Genomic DNA, 17,062 nt, shown 5'->3' on the forward strand with positions numbered 1-17,062 from the left:
GGGGTACCCATAACCCTGTAGGAGTGGCCGAAGGCGGCGACCTAATTTTTAAACGATAGGAAAACTGTTGAAATCGACGGCGTTGGCCAGGCGGCTGTCGATCAGGCCGATAAAGCCTTGTACTTCAGGGCAGTTGAAATGCATTTGCATGGCCGCTTCCGATTGCCAGCGGGCGCTGACAGTCCAGCGGTTGTCGTCCTCGGGGCAGCGGTCGACCATATAGGAATCACAGCCCGGTAGTTCGCGCAGGGTGTCGACAATCTTTTGCAGTTGCTTGCCCAGTTCGTCCGAGCGGCCGGCGGCGGCCTGCACCTTAACGGTATTGATCACTTCGTTGGACATTGCTCAGACTCCTGAATCAGGCCGGACGAATCCTGCTCATTGAGGGATAACGCTTATGCAGGATAGGCCTGCATCCCCGGACCACCAATAGCCAATCGCGGGATAAAAACGCAGACCAATCCGTCAGGCAACCTGCTGCAAAATGTCCCGCAGGCGGTCCAGGGCGATGTCGATGTCCAGGGTTTCAATGGCGCCAAAACCCAGAAAAAATCCGGCCTGGGGCGCTTGCTGGTAGAAAAAGCTGTCGATGGGATACACCCCGACTTCGACCTTTTTTGCCAGTTCGATCACCAATGGAATATCGATAGACACTTTGCACATAACCACCATGTGGAACCCGGCGGTGGTCGGGACCGCCTCGAGCCACGGTGAAAGATCGCCGGCCATGCGCTCGAGGATCCGCTCACGACGCCCGGCATAGATCGTATGGCAGCGCCGAATGTGCTTGAGCAGACAGCCTTCGGCGATGAACTTGGCCAGCGCCCATTGGGGCAGGGTGGAGGTGTGCAGGTCGGTGAGCTGCTTGGCGCGAATGACCGCTTCGAGAATCGCCGGCGGCAGGATCGCATAACCCAGGCGCAGCTCCGGCAGCAGGGTTTTCGAAAAGGTCCCGACGTAGGCGACGATGCCGCGTTCGTCCATGCTTTGCAGCGAGTCTGTGGGCCGGCCTTCGTAGCGAAATTCGCTGTCGTAATCGTCCTCGATGATGATCGCGCCCAACTCATGGGCACGCTCCAGCAGCGCCACCCGGCGCGCCTGGCTCATCGGCATGCCGAGCGGGAATTGATGGGACGGCGTGACGTAGATCAGCCGGGTACCAAGGGGGATTTTGTCCACCTGAATGCCTTCCGCATCCACCGGGACGCCGATCACCGTGGCGCCGTGGGTACCGAACAACAGGCGTGCGGGCGGATAGCCGGGGTCTTCCATGGCGACAAGGCTACCGGGGCGCGTGAGTACCCGGGAGATCAAGTCCAGCGCCTGTTGCGCGCCGTTGCACACCACCACGTCTTCGTCCTGGCAATTGACCCCGCGGGAAAACGCGATGTGCCGGGCGATCGCATTACGCAGCGCCGGCAAGCCTTCGGGCAGGCTATAGAGACCCTTGGACGCGGCGATCTGGCGCAAGGCGTGAGCGGTGCAGCGCCGCCAGTCATCCTGGGGGAACTGGCCCTTGCTGGTGGCGCCGCCGATGAAGTCGTAGCGCAACGAGCCTTCCAGCGTCGGATGGCGCAGGAACACCGGCAAGTTACGCCAGGACTCGATGACCTCGGCGCTGGCCAATTCCGAATGGCTCTGTTTACGGGTGATTTTCGCCGGTCGGGCGTTGACGTACGTGCCTTTGCCGATGACCCCGGTGAGGAAGTTTTCGTAGGTCAGTTGCGTGTAGGTGTCGGAAATGGTCTTGCGCGAAATCCCCAATTGTTCTGCCAGCAAACGACTGGGCGGCAGCTGCGTCCCGGCTGCCAGACGACCGGATTCGATGGCACTGCGCAGTTGGTTGTACAACTGGCCTGCCAGGTCCTTGCGGCCGTTGATGACAACGTGAAGTTCCATACCGGCGAGGCTCCTGGGGCGATTGATGCGCGTGTGCGTCGGGCCAGATTACCCGCATGAGCGCCTGCGCAAAAGTTGCGTGGGCGAAAAACCTCCGATTGGTCTGGTGCCTGAATGGTCCACGGGTATTTCGTAGAATTGGATCTGTAACGCCAGCGTATCAACGCCTACCTTGAGGGGTACACATTCGATCCACGAGGACACTCCATGAACGCCCGCCTGGATTACTACAGCGCATCGCCCAAAGCGATGAAAGCGATGATTGCCATGGAGGCCTTGACCAGCAACCTCAGCATCGAGCCGGCCTTGCTGCACTTGATCAAGATCCGTGCCTCGCAACTCAATGGCTGCGCTTTCTGCACCGACATGCACTCGGTGGATGCCCGGCGACTCGGCGAGACCGACCGTCGTTTGTATTCAATCGTGGTCTGGCGCGACAGCGGCTTCTTCGATGCGCGTGAACGCGCGGCGCTGGGCTGGACCGAAGCCGTCACCTTGCTCTCTGAAAGCCATGTGCCGGACGAGGTCTACGCGCAGGCCCGGGAGCAGTTCAACGAAGGCGAGATGGTCGACCTGACCATCGCCGTCACCACCATCAACAGCTGGAATCGCCTGGCGGTGAGTTTTCGGCAAACCCCCGGCGGCTGAATCGATTTTCCGCCGCGAGTGTCATGTCAGGTTCATAAACGCTGCGCAGGATGAGGCTTTCAAGGACAGATCGACAGGGAGTCAGCGATGCGATTCATGGAAACCACAGGTCGTCAGCAAGTTGCCGAGTACCGCTCGCCCGTAGAAAAAACCTCATCCTGGCGCGCACTGGCGGCAGGGATCGATCCGGTGCTGGCGCAGTCTTTTCGGGTCAGTGCCCGTTGCGGCTGTTTCATGCAGGCAGCCCGCAGTCTCAACATCAAGGGCACCCAGCTGCGCAAACAATTGGCGCAGCTTGAAGCGCACCTGCAGTGTTCGCTATTCAGCCACTCAGAGAATGGCGTTGCCCTCAGTCGTTACGGGTTGCAGCTGCAATCGCAGTTGATTGCTCTGGCCCACGAGCGCGATTTGCCGGTGACCGAACAGCCGTTGATTCGCCTGGCCGTCGCCGAATCGATCCTGCATGACATTCTCGGTCGCGATCTGGTTGCCTTGTTGCGGCGCAACGCCAGCGTGCGCCTGGACATCATCACCCTGGACAGCGAACTCTCCCTGCAAGCGGTCAGTGCCGATGTGGTGCTGTGGCTGGCCGGCACCGATTCACCGCTGCCAGGCCCGAGTTTTGCGGTCAGCGAGCCCCGCTGTCTGGCACGGCTCGACTACTTGCCCCACATCGCCAAACGTTATTCACGGGTCGCGTCGCGGCCAGGCAGCCTCGACGACCTGACGGATTTCCTGCTGGTGCAATGGCAGCATGACCGTCAGGTCGACAGCTTTCGGCCGTGGAATACCCTCGTAGATCAACGTCTGGCCGGGGTGGTGCAGTTGCATTCCTATGAGCTGATGCTGGAGATGATCCGTTGCAGCGCCTGCATTGGCCTGCTACCCGGATACATCAGCCGCTTCGACCGCGGCCTGATTGAATTGCCGGGGCTGTTCAGTCAACCGATGCGGCGTCAGGTGTGGATGGCGGTCAATGCCGAGTCCGAGGGGCAATCGCAGGTGCAAATGATCGTTGAGCTGATCCAGAACACCTTCAATGAACGGCGGGAGTGGTTCGAACAACCTTCAGCGGTATAGAGTGGGCGGCCATGTCTGTATCAAGGATGAATCACCCATGCCCGCCACTGACGCTGTCATCTCCCTCGAACGTTTCAACGAATCCCACATCGACGGCATTACCGCGCTCTACAACGACCCGGCCATTACCCGTCAGGTGCTGCAAATGCCGTTTCAGTCCACCGAAGTCTGGCGCAAGCGCCTGGCGCCGGACAACGAGCGTGTGGTGCAGCTGGTGGCGCTGCATCAAGGGATGGTCATCGGCAATATTGGCCTGGAGCAGTTTTCGCGGATCCGCCGCAGCCATGCTGGCAATCTTGGGATGGGCGTCGCGGTGGCCTGGCAAGGCAAGGGCGTCGGCTCGAAGCTGTTGGCGGCGGCGCTGGACATCGCCGACAACTGGATGAACCTGCAACGGCTCGAACTTTCGGTGTACGCCGACAACGAAGCCGCCATCGGGCTGTATCGCAAGTTCGGCTTCGACACCGAAGGGCTGTTTCGCGACTACGCCGTGCGTGACGGCGTGCTGGTGGATGCCTTGAGCATGGCGCGCCTGCGTCGCACACCCAAGGCTGGTTGAGTCACTCGTCCAAGGCGAACGCCACCGCCGCCTGCGCATGCAGTTCGGTGGTGTCGAGCAAGGGCAGGGCGCTGTGTTCGGGTTTGATCAGCAGGCCGATTTCCGTGCAACCGAGGATGATGGCCTGGGCGCCGCGTCGGGTCAGCGATTCAATGACCTGCTGATACACCTTGCGTGACGCCTCGCTGATCACCCCGACACACAACTCGTCATAGATGATGCGGTGGACGGCCTGACGTTCATCGGCCTCCGGCACCAGTACGGTCAGCCCCATTGAAGTCAGGCGTTCCTTGAGGAAATCCTGCTCCATGGTGAACGCTGTGCCGAGCAATCCAATCTTCAGCGCGCCCGCCTCGACGGCAGCCTGACCGACCGGATCGGCGATGTGCAGGAATGGAATGTCGATCGCTGCCTGAATCTGCCCGGCCACCTTGTGCATGGTGTTGGTGCACAACACCACGCAATCGGCGCCACCCGCCTGCAGCCGCTGCGCCGCATCCACCAGAATCGCCGCCGCATCGTCCCAGCGCCCGGCATGCTGGGCCTGTTCGACAGGGCCAAAGTCGACGCTGTACATTAGCAATTTCGCCGAACGCAACGGCCCGAGCCGGTCGCGTACCTGTTGGTTGATGAGACGGTAATATTCGGCGCTGGACTCCCAGCTCATGCCGCCGATTAGGCCGATGGTGCGCATGTCGTGCTCCTGTTGATGGCAACCCTATGTTTTTGAGCATGCCATTGTTTGAGAGTACCCGTGGCTCTTCATCGCGATCTATCAGGAAATTTCACATGCCAGCGGTGCTGAGCCACGACCTGCTGGGCGGCAGACTTTGCCTGCAGCTTTTACCCCGTGCGGCTTACAGCGCGCGTGACCCTGTGCAGTGGCAAACCCTTGGGGTGACGCTGGAACGGCAACACGGCGTGCACGCCATCGATTCGGATCACCGGGTGGATTTCGACACCTTGCCTGGCGTACTGGCTTACACCCCGGTCGGCGTGGAAGTGTTTTCCGAATCGGCCAGCGGTGGCGAATACCTGCTGATGCGTCTGCACGAGCCGTTGGCCCATCAGCATTTACCCTCGGTTAACCACCGTATTCAGTCTTCAGGCAATCGCCGTGCGCTGATGCTGGGCCGGGAACTGCGACGTCTGTTGCTCGCTCCGCAACTGGACAGGCTGGCGCTTGAGCAAAGGGCGGTGGAATTTGTTGGTTTGGTGAGTTCAAAGGCAGATATCGCGCAACGTGCCACGCCCAGGGTTTTCACCCGAGTGCTGGACCAGATCACCGAGCAGTTCCACGAACCCCTGACCCTGGAACAATTGGCCGCCACCTACGGGCAAAACGAGTTGCGCTTTCTGCGCGACTTCACCCGAGCGATCGGCCTGACACCCCACGCTTACCTTGTTGAAGTGCGGCTTCAGGCGGCACGCTGGATGATCGAACACACCGACTTGTCCCTGGCCGACATCGCCCTGGACGCCGGCTTCGCCCATCAGTCCCACATGGGCAGTGCCTTTCGCAAATACCTGGCCATGACCCCCAGCCAATACCGTTCACGCTTTTAGTCGTACGCCGGCAGCGCGCATCTGCCATGCTCAAAGTCCGCAGCACCGTTTCAACAAAGGAACACCGCAATGGACGATGTACAGCAACTGGGTGAGATGCTTCGCCATTACGCAGAAAGCGAAGCACACAAGAAGCAACTGTTCGAGTCGCAATCGGCCGTGTGGGCGACGCGCATTGGTGAACTGTTCGATCAGATCCAGCAATGGCTGGAACCGGTCCAGGCGCCGAATCTGCTGGAGGTGAGCCGCGAGGCCTATGTCGCCTCGGGGCCGAGCGTTCCGGTCGAAACGTCGACCTTCAAGACCGAGAAGCTGTCCATTGTGATCGCCGGTAAACCGGTTGAATTTGTGCCGGATGTGATGGGTGCCGGTGGTCAGATTTCACTGGCCGTGATGGGCCTGACGGCCGCGCGCTACGGCAGCATTTCGCTGGTGTGCCTGCCGCCGTCCAGCAGCTGGCAATGGCGCAAGACCAATGGCTTGAAAGACCCGGATACCTTTGCGTTCGATGCGAACTTTTTGGCGCAGCAGTTGCAGAGCCTGATCCCACGCGAGCGTAGCTGAGCTTCATGATCGTTCCCACGCTCCGCGTGGGAACGATCAGTGTGGCTTCAGATTTCGAGGTTGCCCCAGCCAGGTTTCGCCTCTTCAGGCGCCACCGCCTTCACGGTCTTGCCCGTCGCCAACTCTACCCGCCGCGCCACCTCCGGGTCATCGGCAAACGGAATCAGACTGGCTTCATCCAGACTCTCGGTCGTCTGGTGTTTCAGGCAGTATTCAACCGCCAGCCAAAGCCCCGCCACGCCCAATACATTCAACACGACCTCAATCATCTCAAGCCTCTTGCCTCAGGCAATCTGCGCTTCGCGGTGGGCCATTTCGACGTCCGAAACCCGCACCGTGCGCCAGACGTTGTAAGCCATCAGCAACATGCCGCTGAGGAAGAACACCCCGCCGGCGAAGCGCACCACGAACCCTGGATGGCTGGCCTGCAAGGCTTCGACGAAGGAGTAGGTCAGCGTGCCGTCATCGTTGATCGCACGCCACATCAAGCCTTGGGTGATGCCGTTGACCCACATGGACGCGATGTACAGCACGGTGCCGATCGTCGCCAGCCAGAAGTGCAGGTTGATCAGCGGCGTGCTGTGCATCTGCTCGCGGCCAAAGACTTTCGGGACCATGTGGTAGATGGCGCCGAAGGTGATCATCGCCACCCAACCGAGGGCGCCTGCGTGTACGTGGCCGATGGTCCAGTCGGTGTAGTGGGAGAGGGCGTTGACCGTCTTGATCGCCATCATCGGCCCTTCGAAGGTCGACATGCCGTAGAAGGCCAGGGACAACACCAAAAAGCGCAGGATCGGGTCGGTGCGCAATTTATGCCAGGCACCTGACAGCGTCATCATGCCGTTGATCATTCCGCCCCAACTCGGCGCCAGCAGGATCAACGACATCGCCATGCCCAGCGACTGCGCCCAGTCCGGTAGCGCGGTGTAATGCAAATGGTGCGGGCCGGCCCAGATGTACAGGGTGATCAACGCCCAGAAGTGCACGATGGATAACCGATAGGAATACACCGGCCGCCCGACCTGTTTTGGCACGAAGTAATACATCATCCCGAGGAACCCGGTGGTCAGGAAAAAGCCCACGGCGTTGTGCCCGTACCACCACTGCACCATGGCGTCGGTCGCCCCGGAATACACCGGATAGGACTTGAACCAGTCCACCGGAATCGCCAGGTGATTGACCACGTGCAGCATCGCGATCACCACGATGAACGCGCCGAAGAACCAGTTGCCGACGTAGATGTGTTTGGTCTTGCGTTGCACCACGGTGGCGAAAAACACGATGGCGTAAGCCACCCAGACCACCGTCATCCACACCGCGCCGGAGAACTCGATCTCGGCGTATTCCTTGGTGGTGGTGTAGCCCAGCGGCAGGGTGATCAGCATCACCACGATCACCGATTGCCAGCCCCAAAAGGTGAATGCCGCGAGCTTGTCCGAAAACAGCCGCACCTGGCAGGTGCGTTGCACCGCGTAGTAACTGGCGGCGAATTGCGCGCTGCCGGCAAAGCCGAATATTACCAGGCTGGTGTGCAGCGGGCGCAAACGGCCGAAGGTGGTCCATGGCAGGTCGAGGTTCATCTGCGGCCATACCAGTTGCGAGGCGATCCACACCCCCATCGCCATCCCCACGACACCCCAAACCACGGTTGCCACGACGAATTGGCGGACGACCTTGTAGTTATAGGCCTGTCCGATTGTTGCTGTGCTCATGGTCAATGCTTCCACGGTTGCAAAGTCTTGCCAGGCCACCCGGACTGGCATGTCGCCCACTGTAGAAACCCTGCCAGAAACAAAACAGACTCAGAAAAACCGAGTTTATGCGGATCAGATTTGAGGGGAGCCTGCGGCCATCTGCCACAATCTGATACGGTTTTTTAGCGTTCAGGTGAATCTGTAACGTGCTGCGCCGCAGGTCCATAGTCGCTACCACAAGCACCGCCAAACCCGTAGCAGCTGTCGAGCACCGCGAGGCAGCGTTCGGCTGCGTAGCAGTCGTGAAATCAAGCGACTCGGTGGGTCAGGTAAACCGGGTACACAGGGTTTACGACTGCTGCGTCCGAACGCGACCCGAGCCGAACGCAGCCTCGCGGTGCTCGACAGCTGCTACGGGGCAGAGCGTGCGATCAATCCTGATGAGGTAGCCACATGTATCAGTACGATGACTATGACCGGGCCCTGGTCTTTGAGCGCGTCGCGCAGTTTCGCGATCAGGTCGAACGCTTCATGGCGGATGAGTTGAGCGAAGAAGAATTTCTGCCGCTGCGTTTGCAAAACGGCCTGTACATGCAAAAACACGCCTACATGCTGCGCGTGGCGATTCCATACGGCACGTTAAGCGCGCCGCAAATGCGCACGCTGGCAAGCATCGCCCGGGATTACGATCGCGGCTACGGCCACTTCACCACCCGGCAGAACATGCAGTTCAACTGGATCGAACTGGCTCAGGTGCCAGACATTCTCGAGCGCCTGGCACACGTGGAAATGCACGCGATCCAGACCTCCGGCAACTGCGTGCGCAACATCACCACCGAAGCCTTTGCCGGCGTGGCGGCGGATGAAATGATCGACCCGCGGCCGCTGGCAGAAATCCTGCGGCAGTGGTCGACCATCAACCCGGAATTCCTGTTCCTGCCGCGCAAGTTCAAGATCGCGATCTGCTCGGCGGAACAGGACCGGGCGGCGATCATGATGCATGACATCGGCCTCTATCTTTACCCCGGCACCGACGGGCAAATGCTGCTGCGGGTTATCGTCGGCGGAGGGTTGGGGCGCACGCCGATCCTTGGTTTGCAGATCCGAGAGGGGTTGCCGTGGCAGCACCTGCTGTCCTACGTCGAGGCGGTGCTGCGCGTCTATAACCGCCACGGTCGGCGCGACAACAAGTACAAGGCGCGGATCAAGATTCTGGTCAAGGCGCTGGGCATCGAAGCCTTTGCCCGGGAAGTGGAGGAGGAGTGGCAGTACCTCAAGGACGGCCCGGCGCAGTTGACCGGCGTCGAGTATGAGCGCGTGGCCAGTGCGTTTGTGCCGCCGGACTACCGTACTCTGGCGGACACCGACCTCGATTTCGGCACATACCTGTCCGAAAACCCGGCCTTCGCCCGTTGGGTGTCGCGCAACGTCCAGCCGCACAAAGTGCCGGGCTACGCCAGCGTGGTGCTATCGACCAAACCGGGCGTTGCTTCGCCGCCGGGTGATGTCACCGCCGAGCAAATGGAGACCGTTGCCGACTGGTCCGAGCAGTTCGGTTTTGGCGAAATTCGCATCGCCCATGAACAGAACATTGTGTTGCCCGACGTGCCCAAGGCTGATCTCTACACGCTCTGGAACCGCGCCTGCGAGCAGGGCCTGGGCTGCGCCAATATCGGTTTGCTGACCGACATCATCGCCTGTCCCGGCGACGACTTCTGCGCGCTGGCCAATGCCAAGTCGATCCCCATCGCGCAGGCCATTCAGGCACGCTTCGAAGACCTCGACTATCTACATGATCTGGGCGACATCAGCCTGAACATTTCCGGCTGCATGAACGCCTGCGGCCACCACCACATCGGCAACATCGGCATTCTGGGGGTCGATAAGAACGGCAGCGAGTGGTACCAGATCACCCTCGGCGGCGCCCAGGGCAAGAACAGCGCATTGGGCAAAGTCATCGGCCCGTCCTTCAGCGCCGCCGAAGTGCCCGAGGTGATCGAGCAGATCATCGCCACGTTCGTCAATTACCGCGAGAGCGAGGAAGTGTTCGTCGACACCTTGCAGCGCATCGGTCTGGAACCGTTCAAAGAGCAGGTCTACCCGAAGCTGCTGGAGGTGTCGGCATGAACAATGTGCTGCGGCTGGAGGAGGGTGTGGCGCGGATTGTCGTTGATGATCCCTGGGCACTGGTCAGGGAACTCGACGGCGAGTTACCCGACGGGTCGCTGATTTTACCGTTGACCCGTTGGCTTCAGGATCCGGCACAGCAGGCGGTTTGGCTGGGGCCGGATGACGAAGTCGAATGCCTCAAGCCGTGGTTCAACTCGTTGCCGCTGATCGCCTTGGACTTTCCGAGTTTCCGTGATGGTCGCGGTTACAGCCAGGCGTACTTGCTGCGCACTCGATTGGGCTGGACGGGCGAGTTGCGCGCCGTCGGCGATGTACTACGCGATCAACTCAGCCACATGCGTCAATGCGGGTTCGACAGCTTCGCGGTGCGTGAAGATAAATCGGCTGAAGATGCGCTCAAGGGGCTAGCCGGGATGAGTGTGTTGTATGGGCGCTCGGTGATTGAGCCGCGACCGTTGTTCAGGCGACGTTGAGGGTTTCGCTTGGGTCGATGATGGCATTTTGGTAGAGTCCGCGCCTCATAAGGAAGTCGTACCGAAAGGAGTCTGGTTTGAGTGTGGGCAAGAAGATTTTAGGGCTAACCGCGTTTCTGCTGATGTTGACCCTGTGGGGCGGTTACTTTTATGTGTTCCAGGAAAACCGCGGCGGTCAGTTGGGTGGTGCGCTCGACAGTTACGCCTGGTGCGGCACGCCACCGGCCGCCGATGCGCTGTCGCTGGGCAAGGATCAGTTGACCCTGCGCATCACCAACAACCTGCGTGGCGAGTTCATGCTCAGCGGCGCGGTGATAGTTTCCGAACGCACCTTTAATCGCTATGACCTGGGCCGAAACGAGCTGCGCCTGCGCCTGGAACCACTGCAATGGTCCTACGGCGCCACGCCGATTTTCCTCGAACAGGTCAGGATTAAACCCCTGAGCCGTAACCTCGCCTCTGACAACAAAAGCGCCTACGCGGAGCTCGAGCCGCGACCGATTGGCGTGCAGGGGCGCGCCACCGAGTTTCCCTTCGACACCTACCGCTACGGCTACAAACCGGTGCTGTATTACCTCAAGGGCAATGAGCGCATCGACTTGCGCTTTCGCCACATCACCACGCTGATGGAGATGTCGAACACCTTTACGCCCATTCAGAAGTACAACCGGGTCGAGTACATCAATGAGAAAAACTCGTTGGTGCGCGACGAGGATTATAAGCCTTACGCCGCCAACGAATGTGCGTTCAGCGTCGAGCGCAAGGGCTCGTTCAAGGTGATTGTATTGCTGTTGCTGCTGGTGATTTGCCTGCCGCTGATGCACGTGTTTTATCGCGACGAACCGGGCATCGATTTTCTCGCCACGCTGGTGAGTATCGGGGCGATCCGGGTGTTTCTGGTGGGGCCGTTGCAGGACTTTCAGCTGTACAACATCGACTTCCTGTTTGGCGCGGCGATTTTGCTGGTGGGGACGGTGTCGTTGATCAAGGCGATGCGGGCGAACAGTCGGCGGGAGTTGGCGGCGAAGAGTGGTTCGTCCTGGTGATACCACCGTCTATGTAGCAGCTGCCGAGCAGCGCGAGGCTGCGTTCGGCGACGAAGTCGTCGTCAACCCTGCAAACGCGGTTTTCCTGTAAACCGTATCGCCTGATTTCACGACGACTTCGTCGTCGAACGCAGCCTCGCGCTGCTCGGCAGCTGCTACAAGTTACAGACCGGACGCGTTCAAGATCACTTCAACGCCGGATCCCCCATGTTCATTTTCTTCCAGCCCTGCAGCAACACCTGTGCCTTCGGTTCCTGTCCGTTATCCAGGTAGTACTGGATCAACGACAACCGGGCATTGCGATTGGCCGGTTGCACTTTCAACAATCGCTCCAGCTCTTGGCAGGCCTCATCGACCTTGCCGCTGTCGTGCAACGCCACCGCCAACACGTAACCGTACTGGGCGTTCTGGGGCTCCAGTTGCGCCGCTTTGCGCAGGGCCGGCATGGCCTGAGCTGATTTGCCCGCGCGCACCAGCGACAGGCCTTGAGTGTGTTGCAGCAGGGCGGCATCCGGATGTTCTTTCAGGCTCTGCTCCAGCAGCGTCTGGGCTTCCTGACTGCGTCCGTTCGCCTCCAGCCATTGCACCAGCGTCACCAGCGCCGGATAGAAATCCGGATCGCGCTTGAGGGCGGTGCGCAGCAGCGCTTCGACTTCACCGCTACGACCGCTGGCCTGATAGAGCATGGCGAGGTTGAGGTTGGCTTCAGCGCGTTCGGCCAGGCTTTTCTGGACTTCCTCGTATTCAGCGATGGCTGCAATCCAGTTGTCTTGGGCGCTGCCCAATCCATTACGGGCCACGCTCAGCAGATCCCGAGCCGCGACAATCCGCACAGCCTTCACCGGATCATGCAGCAACGGCGTCAGCAGCGACGCGCGCTCCGGTGGCGGCAAGAACGCACTGATCGCCCGGACGGCGCTTTCACGCACTTGCGGGGCCGGGTGGTTCAAGTCCTTGGTGGCCAGTTTCAACGCCTGTTCGCTTGGATACAGCGGCAACTCGGCGAGCAGGGTCGCGCGCTGAATCGCTGGCAAATTGCTGCGTTGGAGCTGCTCGTACAAGGCTTGTGCCGCGCCGGGCTGACCGTTGCGAATCAGCCACAGGCTTTCGTCGTAACGCGGTGCCTGCGCGGTGGCGGTGTTCCAGAGCTTGAATTGCTCGGTGACCTTATCGCCAGCCTTGCCCTGGTGACAGGTCAGGCAAGCGTCGGGCGTGCCGAGTTTTTTCGCTCGCTCAGGGTTGGGAATACTGAAACTGTGGTCATGCCTGAAGTCATTGCCCATGTAGAACTTGCCGGGCATGTGGCAATCCACGCACTGTGAACCCGGTTGGCCCATGGTGTGGCGGGTGTGTTCGATGGAATCGTAATTCTTCGCTTGCAGCCCTTTGCCATCAACGCCGTCCGCCGAGGTCTTGCCGGCGCTGTTGTGACATTGCAGGCAGACACCGTTGCCCGGTGCCTTGAGCTCGGTGCTGTGCGGGTTGTGGCAGTTGCTGCAGCGCACGCCCTTGTCGAACATTTTGCTCTGGGCGAAGGAGCCGTGTTCGAACACTTCGTCCTTGATCTTGCCGTCCAGCGCGTACAACTCGCGGGTCAGGGGGCTTGGCAGGTAGTCATCCATCAGGCGCCTGCCAGTGGTGAAGCCGTCGCCCAGTGGCGCGCGGCGCGAGTGGCAGCGGGCACAGGTTTCGATTTCGACAGTGGCGTTCTTGTCCTTCAGGTCGACGGCAAAACCGGCATGGATCAGGTCAGCTTTTTTTGCTGTCCATTCCAGGTGATTGGAAGCCGGGCCGTGGCAAGCCTGACAGCCGACACCGAGGCTGTTCCAATGGCTGTCGAAGGTGTTTTTCGCGGCCTCGAAATTGCGCTTGTAACCGGTAGTGTGGCACTCGACGCACATGAAGTTGGCGTTCTGGCTCGGCTTGCTCCAGTGCAACGGGTCTTTGAAGTTCACACCCTGGCCCGGATAGAGGTGAAACCAGCGGTGCTTCTCGGTATCCCAGGCCACGCCGAGGGCTTGCAACCGACCTTCGCCGACCTCGATCAGGTACTGCTGCAACGGCGCGATGCCGAAGGTGTAGGCGACCTTGAAGTCGGCATTCTTTCCGTCTATGCCAGGGGTGTTGACCCAGAACCCGTCGCCCTTGCGCGAGAAACGGGTGGTTTCGTTTTCCGCTTTGAAGGTGACGTTATTGAAGTCGCCCAGCATCGTTTCGGCATTGGCTTCCTGCATTGCCAATTGGTGATGGGAGCCTTGCCAGTCCTTGACCTGCTCGCTGTGGCAGCCTTGGCATTGTTGCTCATCGACCATCGTTGCCGGCGCCACGGCGACCGGTTGCGGTTTGACCGGCTGAGCGACCGGCGTGCTGACAGGCACATAAGTCGCGGGGGCCGGTTTGCTGCTGAACAGAAACCAGCCGATGCCCGCTATGGCCAACAGCAAGACGCCGAGGGTGACGGGAAACAGGTAACGGTTAATCAAGGTCGGTGGCGAATCAGGGTTTGGCTGTACCGCTTTATTTTTATGTTTCGGCATTGCGACTTCCATAGTCCGGGTGCGTTTGCCGTCAGGCGCGCGTTCAAGCTCGACGCAGCTTTGCCGGATGGCCGGCGTCTGTCAAATGATGCATTGAGGCTGAGGGCCTCTTCGCGAGCAAGCCCGCTCCCACATTGGATCTCCAGTGAACACAGAGCACGTACACGACGGAGGTCAATTGTGGGAGCGGGCTTGTCTCCGGGCGGCGCTCCGACGAAGGTGGTCTGTCAGGCGTTGCATTACTCCCCGACAAACCACCGGAAATACGGATTCCCCCCATCCCCGCGCATCACCTCGCGAATATCCCTGGCCCATGCGTCGCGGTCACCGTCATAAGCATGCAGACTCGCCCGATAGAACTGCATCAGGCGTTGCTGGTGCGCATTCATCCGCTCGTTGAAACCCGCATCGGCATTCACCAGCGGTGGCGCTATACGCAGGTCCAACAGGGCCGGCAGTACGCGGCTGATCTCCTTGGCCCGCACCCACGGCGCATATTCGATACGCGGCTGATCGTCGGTCACGGGTTGGGCGTCGGCGGCGAAACGCTCCAGGCCTGCACGATCGGTGACCCAGGTCGAGAGCAACGCTGCAGCGGAGCCAATGCCCACGTCCTGTAAGGTGCTGCGCACGGTGTCCTGTTGGAAGCGTTGGCTGATTTTCGTCGCGTCCAGTTCGATCGGTTCCAGCGAGCCCACCAGCAGCATTTCGTGGAACTCGCTGGTCCACAGGGTGGCGTAGGGGAACACGTCGAGAAAGCTGCGCACCAGTGAGCGCGAATCGTCGATGTTCTGGGTGGGCAGCGGCAGCCATTGCGCGACCAGGCCTTGTTTCTCCAGGCGGCTGGCGGCCAACTGATAGAAGTCCCGGGAATACAGATTCACCACGCCCGCCGCGGAGGGCGGTGGTGGTTCGAGGGTGATCAAGTCGTAGCGCTGTGGGTTGCGCAGCAGTTCCTGCCGGCCATCGTGCAGGCGTACGTCAACGCTGGGGTCAGCGGCCGCATTGAAGTTGCCTTTGAACAATGGCGCGGCTTTGACCACCGATGGCAGCAACTCGGCCACGACACGGTGCTCCAGCCCCGGATAGCGCGTCAGGGCGCCCGCGGTGATGCCGGTGCCAAAACCGATCACCAGCGCCGAGCGCGGTTCACCGTTGTGGATCAGCAGCGGCAGCAGCGCCTGAATACGCATGTAGCGCAGGGACGGCATGGCGTCGCCGGTGTTGGACACGCCCTGGATGTACAAGCGCTGGAACGCTTTTTGTCCTTTGCCCTGAGTGACCACGGCGACGGTCCCACCGCGTCCTTCTTGGTAAAAAGCCAGAGTGCCGTTGCGTGCACCGGGGAGCAGGCTGGCGAGTTTGTTCACCGGCGTAAAAACGGCCACCGCAATCGACAACAGGCCAATAGCGACCACAGCCTGGCGTCGGCCTTTCTTGACCCTATGACCCTTGCGCACCGCGAAGTACCCGATCCCGGCGGCGACAATCGCCAGCAGGCCCAGGGTTCGGACCAGCCCCAGCAACGGGATCAGTACAAACCCGCAGAGCATCACCCCGACAATCCCGCCCAGCGTATTGAACGCCACCACCGCGCCGACAGCCTGACCGACCCGCTCGCGGCCGACGCTCAAACGCAGGGCCAGCGGAAATGCGGCGCCGAGCAGCAGGGTCGGTACAAACACGATGCTCACTGCCGCCACCGCAAACCGCGCGATCATGCCCAACAGGTCACTCGCACCCAACGACAACACCCAGGTTTCGGCCAGGCTTTGGGCGACCACCAGCCAGCGTCCGAGCAGGGCGATTTCCAGCAACGCGACGAGCCCTGCACCGGCGATCAGCAAACCGAACACACCCCAGGGATCGCGAATGCGATCAACCCGACGGGCCAACAGGATGCTGCCGAGAAACAGCCCGGAGAGGTACGTCGCCAGCACCACCGCAAATGCATAAGTACGGGTGCTCATGAACTGCACGATGGATTGCGACCAGACCACTTCGTAACCGAGGGCCACGCCACCGGCAATTGAGTAAAGCCACAAGGCAACGCGATCGGGTGCTTTGTCGGCGTGGTGCTTGACCGGCGCCTCATTCGGCAGCGAGTGGTGGCGTTGGAGCCACAAGGCACCGACGGCGGCCAGCAGGTTCAGCATGGCCGCGGCCAAGGCACTGCCGCGTACACCGAGGGTCGCAATCAATACAAACGCGGCGAGCAGGGTGCCGGCGATGGCCCCGGCGGTGTTCGCCGCATAGAGTTGGCCGCCGGCCTTGCCCAGTTGTTGCGGGTTTGCTGCCAACGAACGAACCAGCACCGGCAGGGTACCGCCCATCAGCAACGCCGGAATGCCCACCAGTGTAAACGGCAACACCCAGGCCAGCAGGCCGACTTGCTGTTCCAGCCAGGCAAACGGGCTGGCCGCGAGGCTCATGGCGAAGGTCGCACCGACACCGAGTACGGCCACCAGCACTTCCAGCCCTGCATAAAGCAGCACCGGCTGTTGCAAGCGATCGGCCCATCGGCCAAACCACAAACCGCCTAACGCCAATCCGGCAAAAAAGGCGCTGATCCCGGTGGTGATGGCGTACACCTCGACGCCGACCACCAGCGACAATTGCTTGATCCACAGCACCTGATACACCAGCGCTGCGGCACCGGAGACGAACAGCAGCAGGGCGGGAATCAGCAACGCCGGGGCTTTGGTCTGAGTGGCAGGTAGGGCCGACGACTTGCTGGCGACACGTGAGGACATTGCGGATTGCCTTGTGCATTTGAGGCACCACGTGATCGTTCCCACGCAGAGCGTGGGAACGATAAGGGTGCCTCGCTGAAAATAGGGCCGCTCGCCGGTGAAGGCGAGCGGCG

Annotated in this window: 15 protein-coding genes; 8 read left to right on the plus strand and 7 right to left on the minus strand. The window is 60.7% G+C overall.

The annotated features are described in order from the left end of the window. Window positions 1–48: 48 nt before the first annotated feature. Both CKW16_RS10100 and CKW16_RS10105 read right to left on the minus strand, forming a co-directional pair. Window positions 49–342 carry a putative quinol monooxygenase gene (locus CKW16_RS10100; RefSeq protein ID WP_095128281.1) on the minus strand — a complete coding sequence of 98 codons (294 nt, stop codon included), beginning with the start codon at window positions 340–342 and terminating at the stop codon, window positions 49–51. A 123-nt stretch (window positions 343–465) separates the two neighbouring features. Further along, window positions 466–1,899, minus strand: a complete 1,434-nt coding sequence (locus tag CKW16_RS10105; RefSeq protein ID WP_095128282.1) for a PLP-dependent aminotransferase family protein — start codon at window positions 1,897–1,899, stop codon at window positions 466–468. 207 nt (window positions 1,900–2,106) lie between these two features. Here CKW16_RS10105 and CKW16_RS10110 point away from each other — a divergent pair, with 207 nt between their 5' ends. From CKW16_RS10110 to CKW16_RS10120, 3 genes are all read left to right on the plus strand, one after another. Further along, a complete protein-coding gene (locus tag CKW16_RS10110; RefSeq protein WP_095128283.1) occupies window positions 2,107–2,547 on the plus strand; it encodes a carboxymuconolactone decarboxylase family protein in 441 nt (146 codons plus the stop codon). Window positions 2,548–2,634: 87 nt separating this feature from the next. Further along, entirely contained in the window at window positions 2,635–3,627 is a 993-nt protein-coding gene (locus CKW16_RS10115) for a LysR family transcriptional regulator (RefSeq protein WP_095128284.1), read from the plus strand. A 37-nt stretch (window positions 3,628–3,664) separates the two neighbouring features. Further along, a complete protein-coding gene (locus tag CKW16_RS10120; protein ID WP_095128285.1) occupies window positions 3,665–4,186 on the plus strand; it encodes a GNAT family N-acetyltransferase in 522 nt (173 codons plus the stop codon). 1 nt (window position 4,187) lies between these two features. Here the strand turns inward: CKW16_RS10120 and CKW16_RS10125 are convergent, their stop codons facing one another. Further along, the gene (locus CKW16_RS10125; protein ID WP_095128286.1) at window positions 4,188–4,880 is read right to left on the minus strand and encodes an aspartate/glutamate racemase family protein; all 693 of its coding nucleotides are present in this window, start codon (window positions 4,878–4,880) and stop codon (window positions 4,188–4,190) included. Between the two features lie 95 nt (window positions 4,881–4,975). Between CKW16_RS10125 and CKW16_RS10130 the strand changes: the two genes are divergently transcribed. Further along, window positions 4,976–5,752: an AraC family transcriptional regulator gene (locus tag CKW16_RS10130; protein WP_095128287.1), complete on the plus strand. Its 777-nt coding sequence runs from the start codon at window positions 4,976–4,978 to the stop codon at window positions 5,750–5,752. Between the two features lie 69 nt (window positions 5,753–5,821). Beyond that, window positions 5,822–6,316, plus strand: a complete 495-nt coding sequence (locus CKW16_RS10135) for a hypothetical protein (protein WP_046046933.1) — start codon at window positions 5,822–5,824, stop codon at window positions 6,314–6,316. 47 nt (window positions 6,317–6,363) lie between these two features. Here the strand turns inward: CKW16_RS10135 and CKW16_RS10140 are convergent, their stop codons facing one another. Continuing rightward, a complete protein-coding gene (locus CKW16_RS10140; RefSeq protein WP_095128288.1) occupies window positions 6,364–6,585 on the minus strand; it encodes a CcoQ/FixQ family Cbb3-type cytochrome c oxidase assembly chaperone in 222 nt (73 codons plus the stop codon). A 15-nt stretch (window positions 6,586–6,600) separates the two neighbouring features. After that, window positions 6,601–8,028, minus strand: a complete 1,428-nt coding sequence (gene ccoN / locus CKW16_RS10145) for a cytochrome-c oxidase, cbb3-type subunit I (protein WP_095128289.1) — start codon at window positions 8,026–8,028, stop codon at window positions 6,601–6,603. A 435-nt stretch (window positions 8,029–8,463) separates the two neighbouring features. Between ccoN and CKW16_RS10155 the strand changes: the two genes are divergently transcribed. The 3 genes from CKW16_RS10155 (at window position 8,464) to CKW16_RS10165 (ending at window position 11,659) form a co-directional block, all read left to right on the plus strand. Then, window positions 8,464–10,137: a nitrite/sulfite reductase gene (locus CKW16_RS10155; protein WP_095128291.1), complete on the plus strand. Its 1,674-nt coding sequence runs from the start codon at window positions 8,464–8,466 to the stop codon at window positions 10,135–10,137. After that, complete coding sequence (locus tag CKW16_RS10160) at window positions 10,134–10,613, plus strand: DUF934 domain-containing protein (RefSeq protein WP_095128292.1); 480 nt, start codon at window positions 10,134–10,136, stop codon at window positions 10,611–10,613. Before CKW16_RS10155 ends, CKW16_RS10160 begins: the two co-directional genes overlap by 4 nt. 77 nt (window positions 10,614–10,690) lie before the next feature. Then, complete coding sequence (locus CKW16_RS10165) at window positions 10,691–11,659, plus strand: hypothetical protein (protein WP_095128293.1); 969 nt, start codon at window positions 10,691–10,693, stop codon at window positions 11,657–11,659. Between the two features lie 185 nt (window positions 11,660–11,844). Here the strand turns inward: CKW16_RS10165 and CKW16_RS10170 are convergent, their stop codons facing one another. Then, entirely contained in the window at window positions 11,845–14,196 is a 2,352-nt protein-coding gene (locus tag CKW16_RS10170) for a tetratricopeptide repeat protein (RefSeq protein WP_095128294.1), read from the minus strand. Window positions 14,197–14,435: 239 nt separating this feature from the next. Beyond that, the gene (locus CKW16_RS10175) at window positions 14,436–16,949 is read right to left on the minus strand and encodes a fused MFS/spermidine synthase (RefSeq protein WP_095128295.1); all 2,514 of its coding nucleotides are present in this window, start codon (window positions 16,947–16,949) and stop codon (window positions 14,436–14,438) included. Window positions 16,950–17,062 lie beyond the last annotated feature (113 nt).

The sequence above is a fragment of the Pseudomonas sp. Irchel s3h14 genome (assembly GCF_900187425.1).
GTDB lineage: Bacteria > Pseudomonadota > Gammaproteobacteria > Pseudomonadales > Pseudomonadaceae > Aquipseudomonas.

Coding starts and splice junctions, on each gene's coding strand:
- CKW16_RS10130 (WP_095128287.1), top strand. CDS start 4,976: ATGCCAGCGGTGCTGAGCCACGACCTGCTGGGCGGCAGACTTTGCCTG.
- CKW16_RS10110 (WP_095128283.1), top strand. CDS start 2,107: ATGAACGCCCGCCTGGATTACTACAGCGCATCGCCCAAAGCGATGAAA.
- CKW16_RS10140 (WP_095128288.1), bottom strand. CDS start 6,585: ATGATTGAGGTCGTGTTGAATGTATTGGGCGTGGCGGGGCTTTGGCTG.
- CKW16_RS10135 (WP_046046933.1), top strand. CDS start 5,822: ATGGACGATGTACAGCAACTGGGTGAGATGCTTCGCCATTACGCAGAA.
- CKW16_RS10155 (WP_095128291.1), top strand. CDS start 8,464: ATGTATCAGTACGATGACTATGACCGGGCCCTGGTCTTTGAGCGCGTC.
- CKW16_RS10170 (WP_095128294.1), bottom strand. CDS start 14,196: ATGCCGAAACATAAAAATAAAGCGGTACAGCCAAACCCTGATTCGCCA.
- CKW16_RS10160 (WP_095128292.1), top strand. CDS start 10,134: ATGAACAATGTGCTGCGGCTGGAGGAGGGTGTGGCGCGGATTGTCGTT.
- CKW16_RS10125 (WP_095128286.1), bottom strand. CDS start 4,880: ATGCGCACCATCGGCCTAATCGGCGGCATGAGCTGGGAGTCCAGCGCC.
- ccoN (WP_095128289.1), bottom strand. CDS start 8,028: ATGAGCACAGCAACAATCGGACAGGCCTATAACTACAAGGTCGTCCGC.
- CKW16_RS10115 (WP_095128284.1), top strand. CDS start 2,635: ATGCGATTCATGGAAACCACAGGTCGTCAGCAAGTTGCCGAGTACCGC.
- CKW16_RS10100 (WP_095128281.1), bottom strand. CDS start 342: ATGTCCAACGAAGTGATCAATACCGTTAAGGTGCAGGCCGCCGCCGGC.
- CKW16_RS10120 (WP_095128285.1), top strand. CDS start 3,665: ATGCCCGCCACTGACGCTGTCATCTCCCTCGAACGTTTCAACGAATCC.
- CKW16_RS10175 (WP_095128295.1), bottom strand. CDS start 16,949: ATGTCCTCACGTGTCGCCAGCAAGTCGTCGGCCCTACCTGCCACTCAG.
- CKW16_RS10105 (WP_095128282.1), bottom strand. CDS start 1,899: ATGGAACTTCACGTTGTCATCAACGGCCGCAAGGACCTGGCAGGCCAG.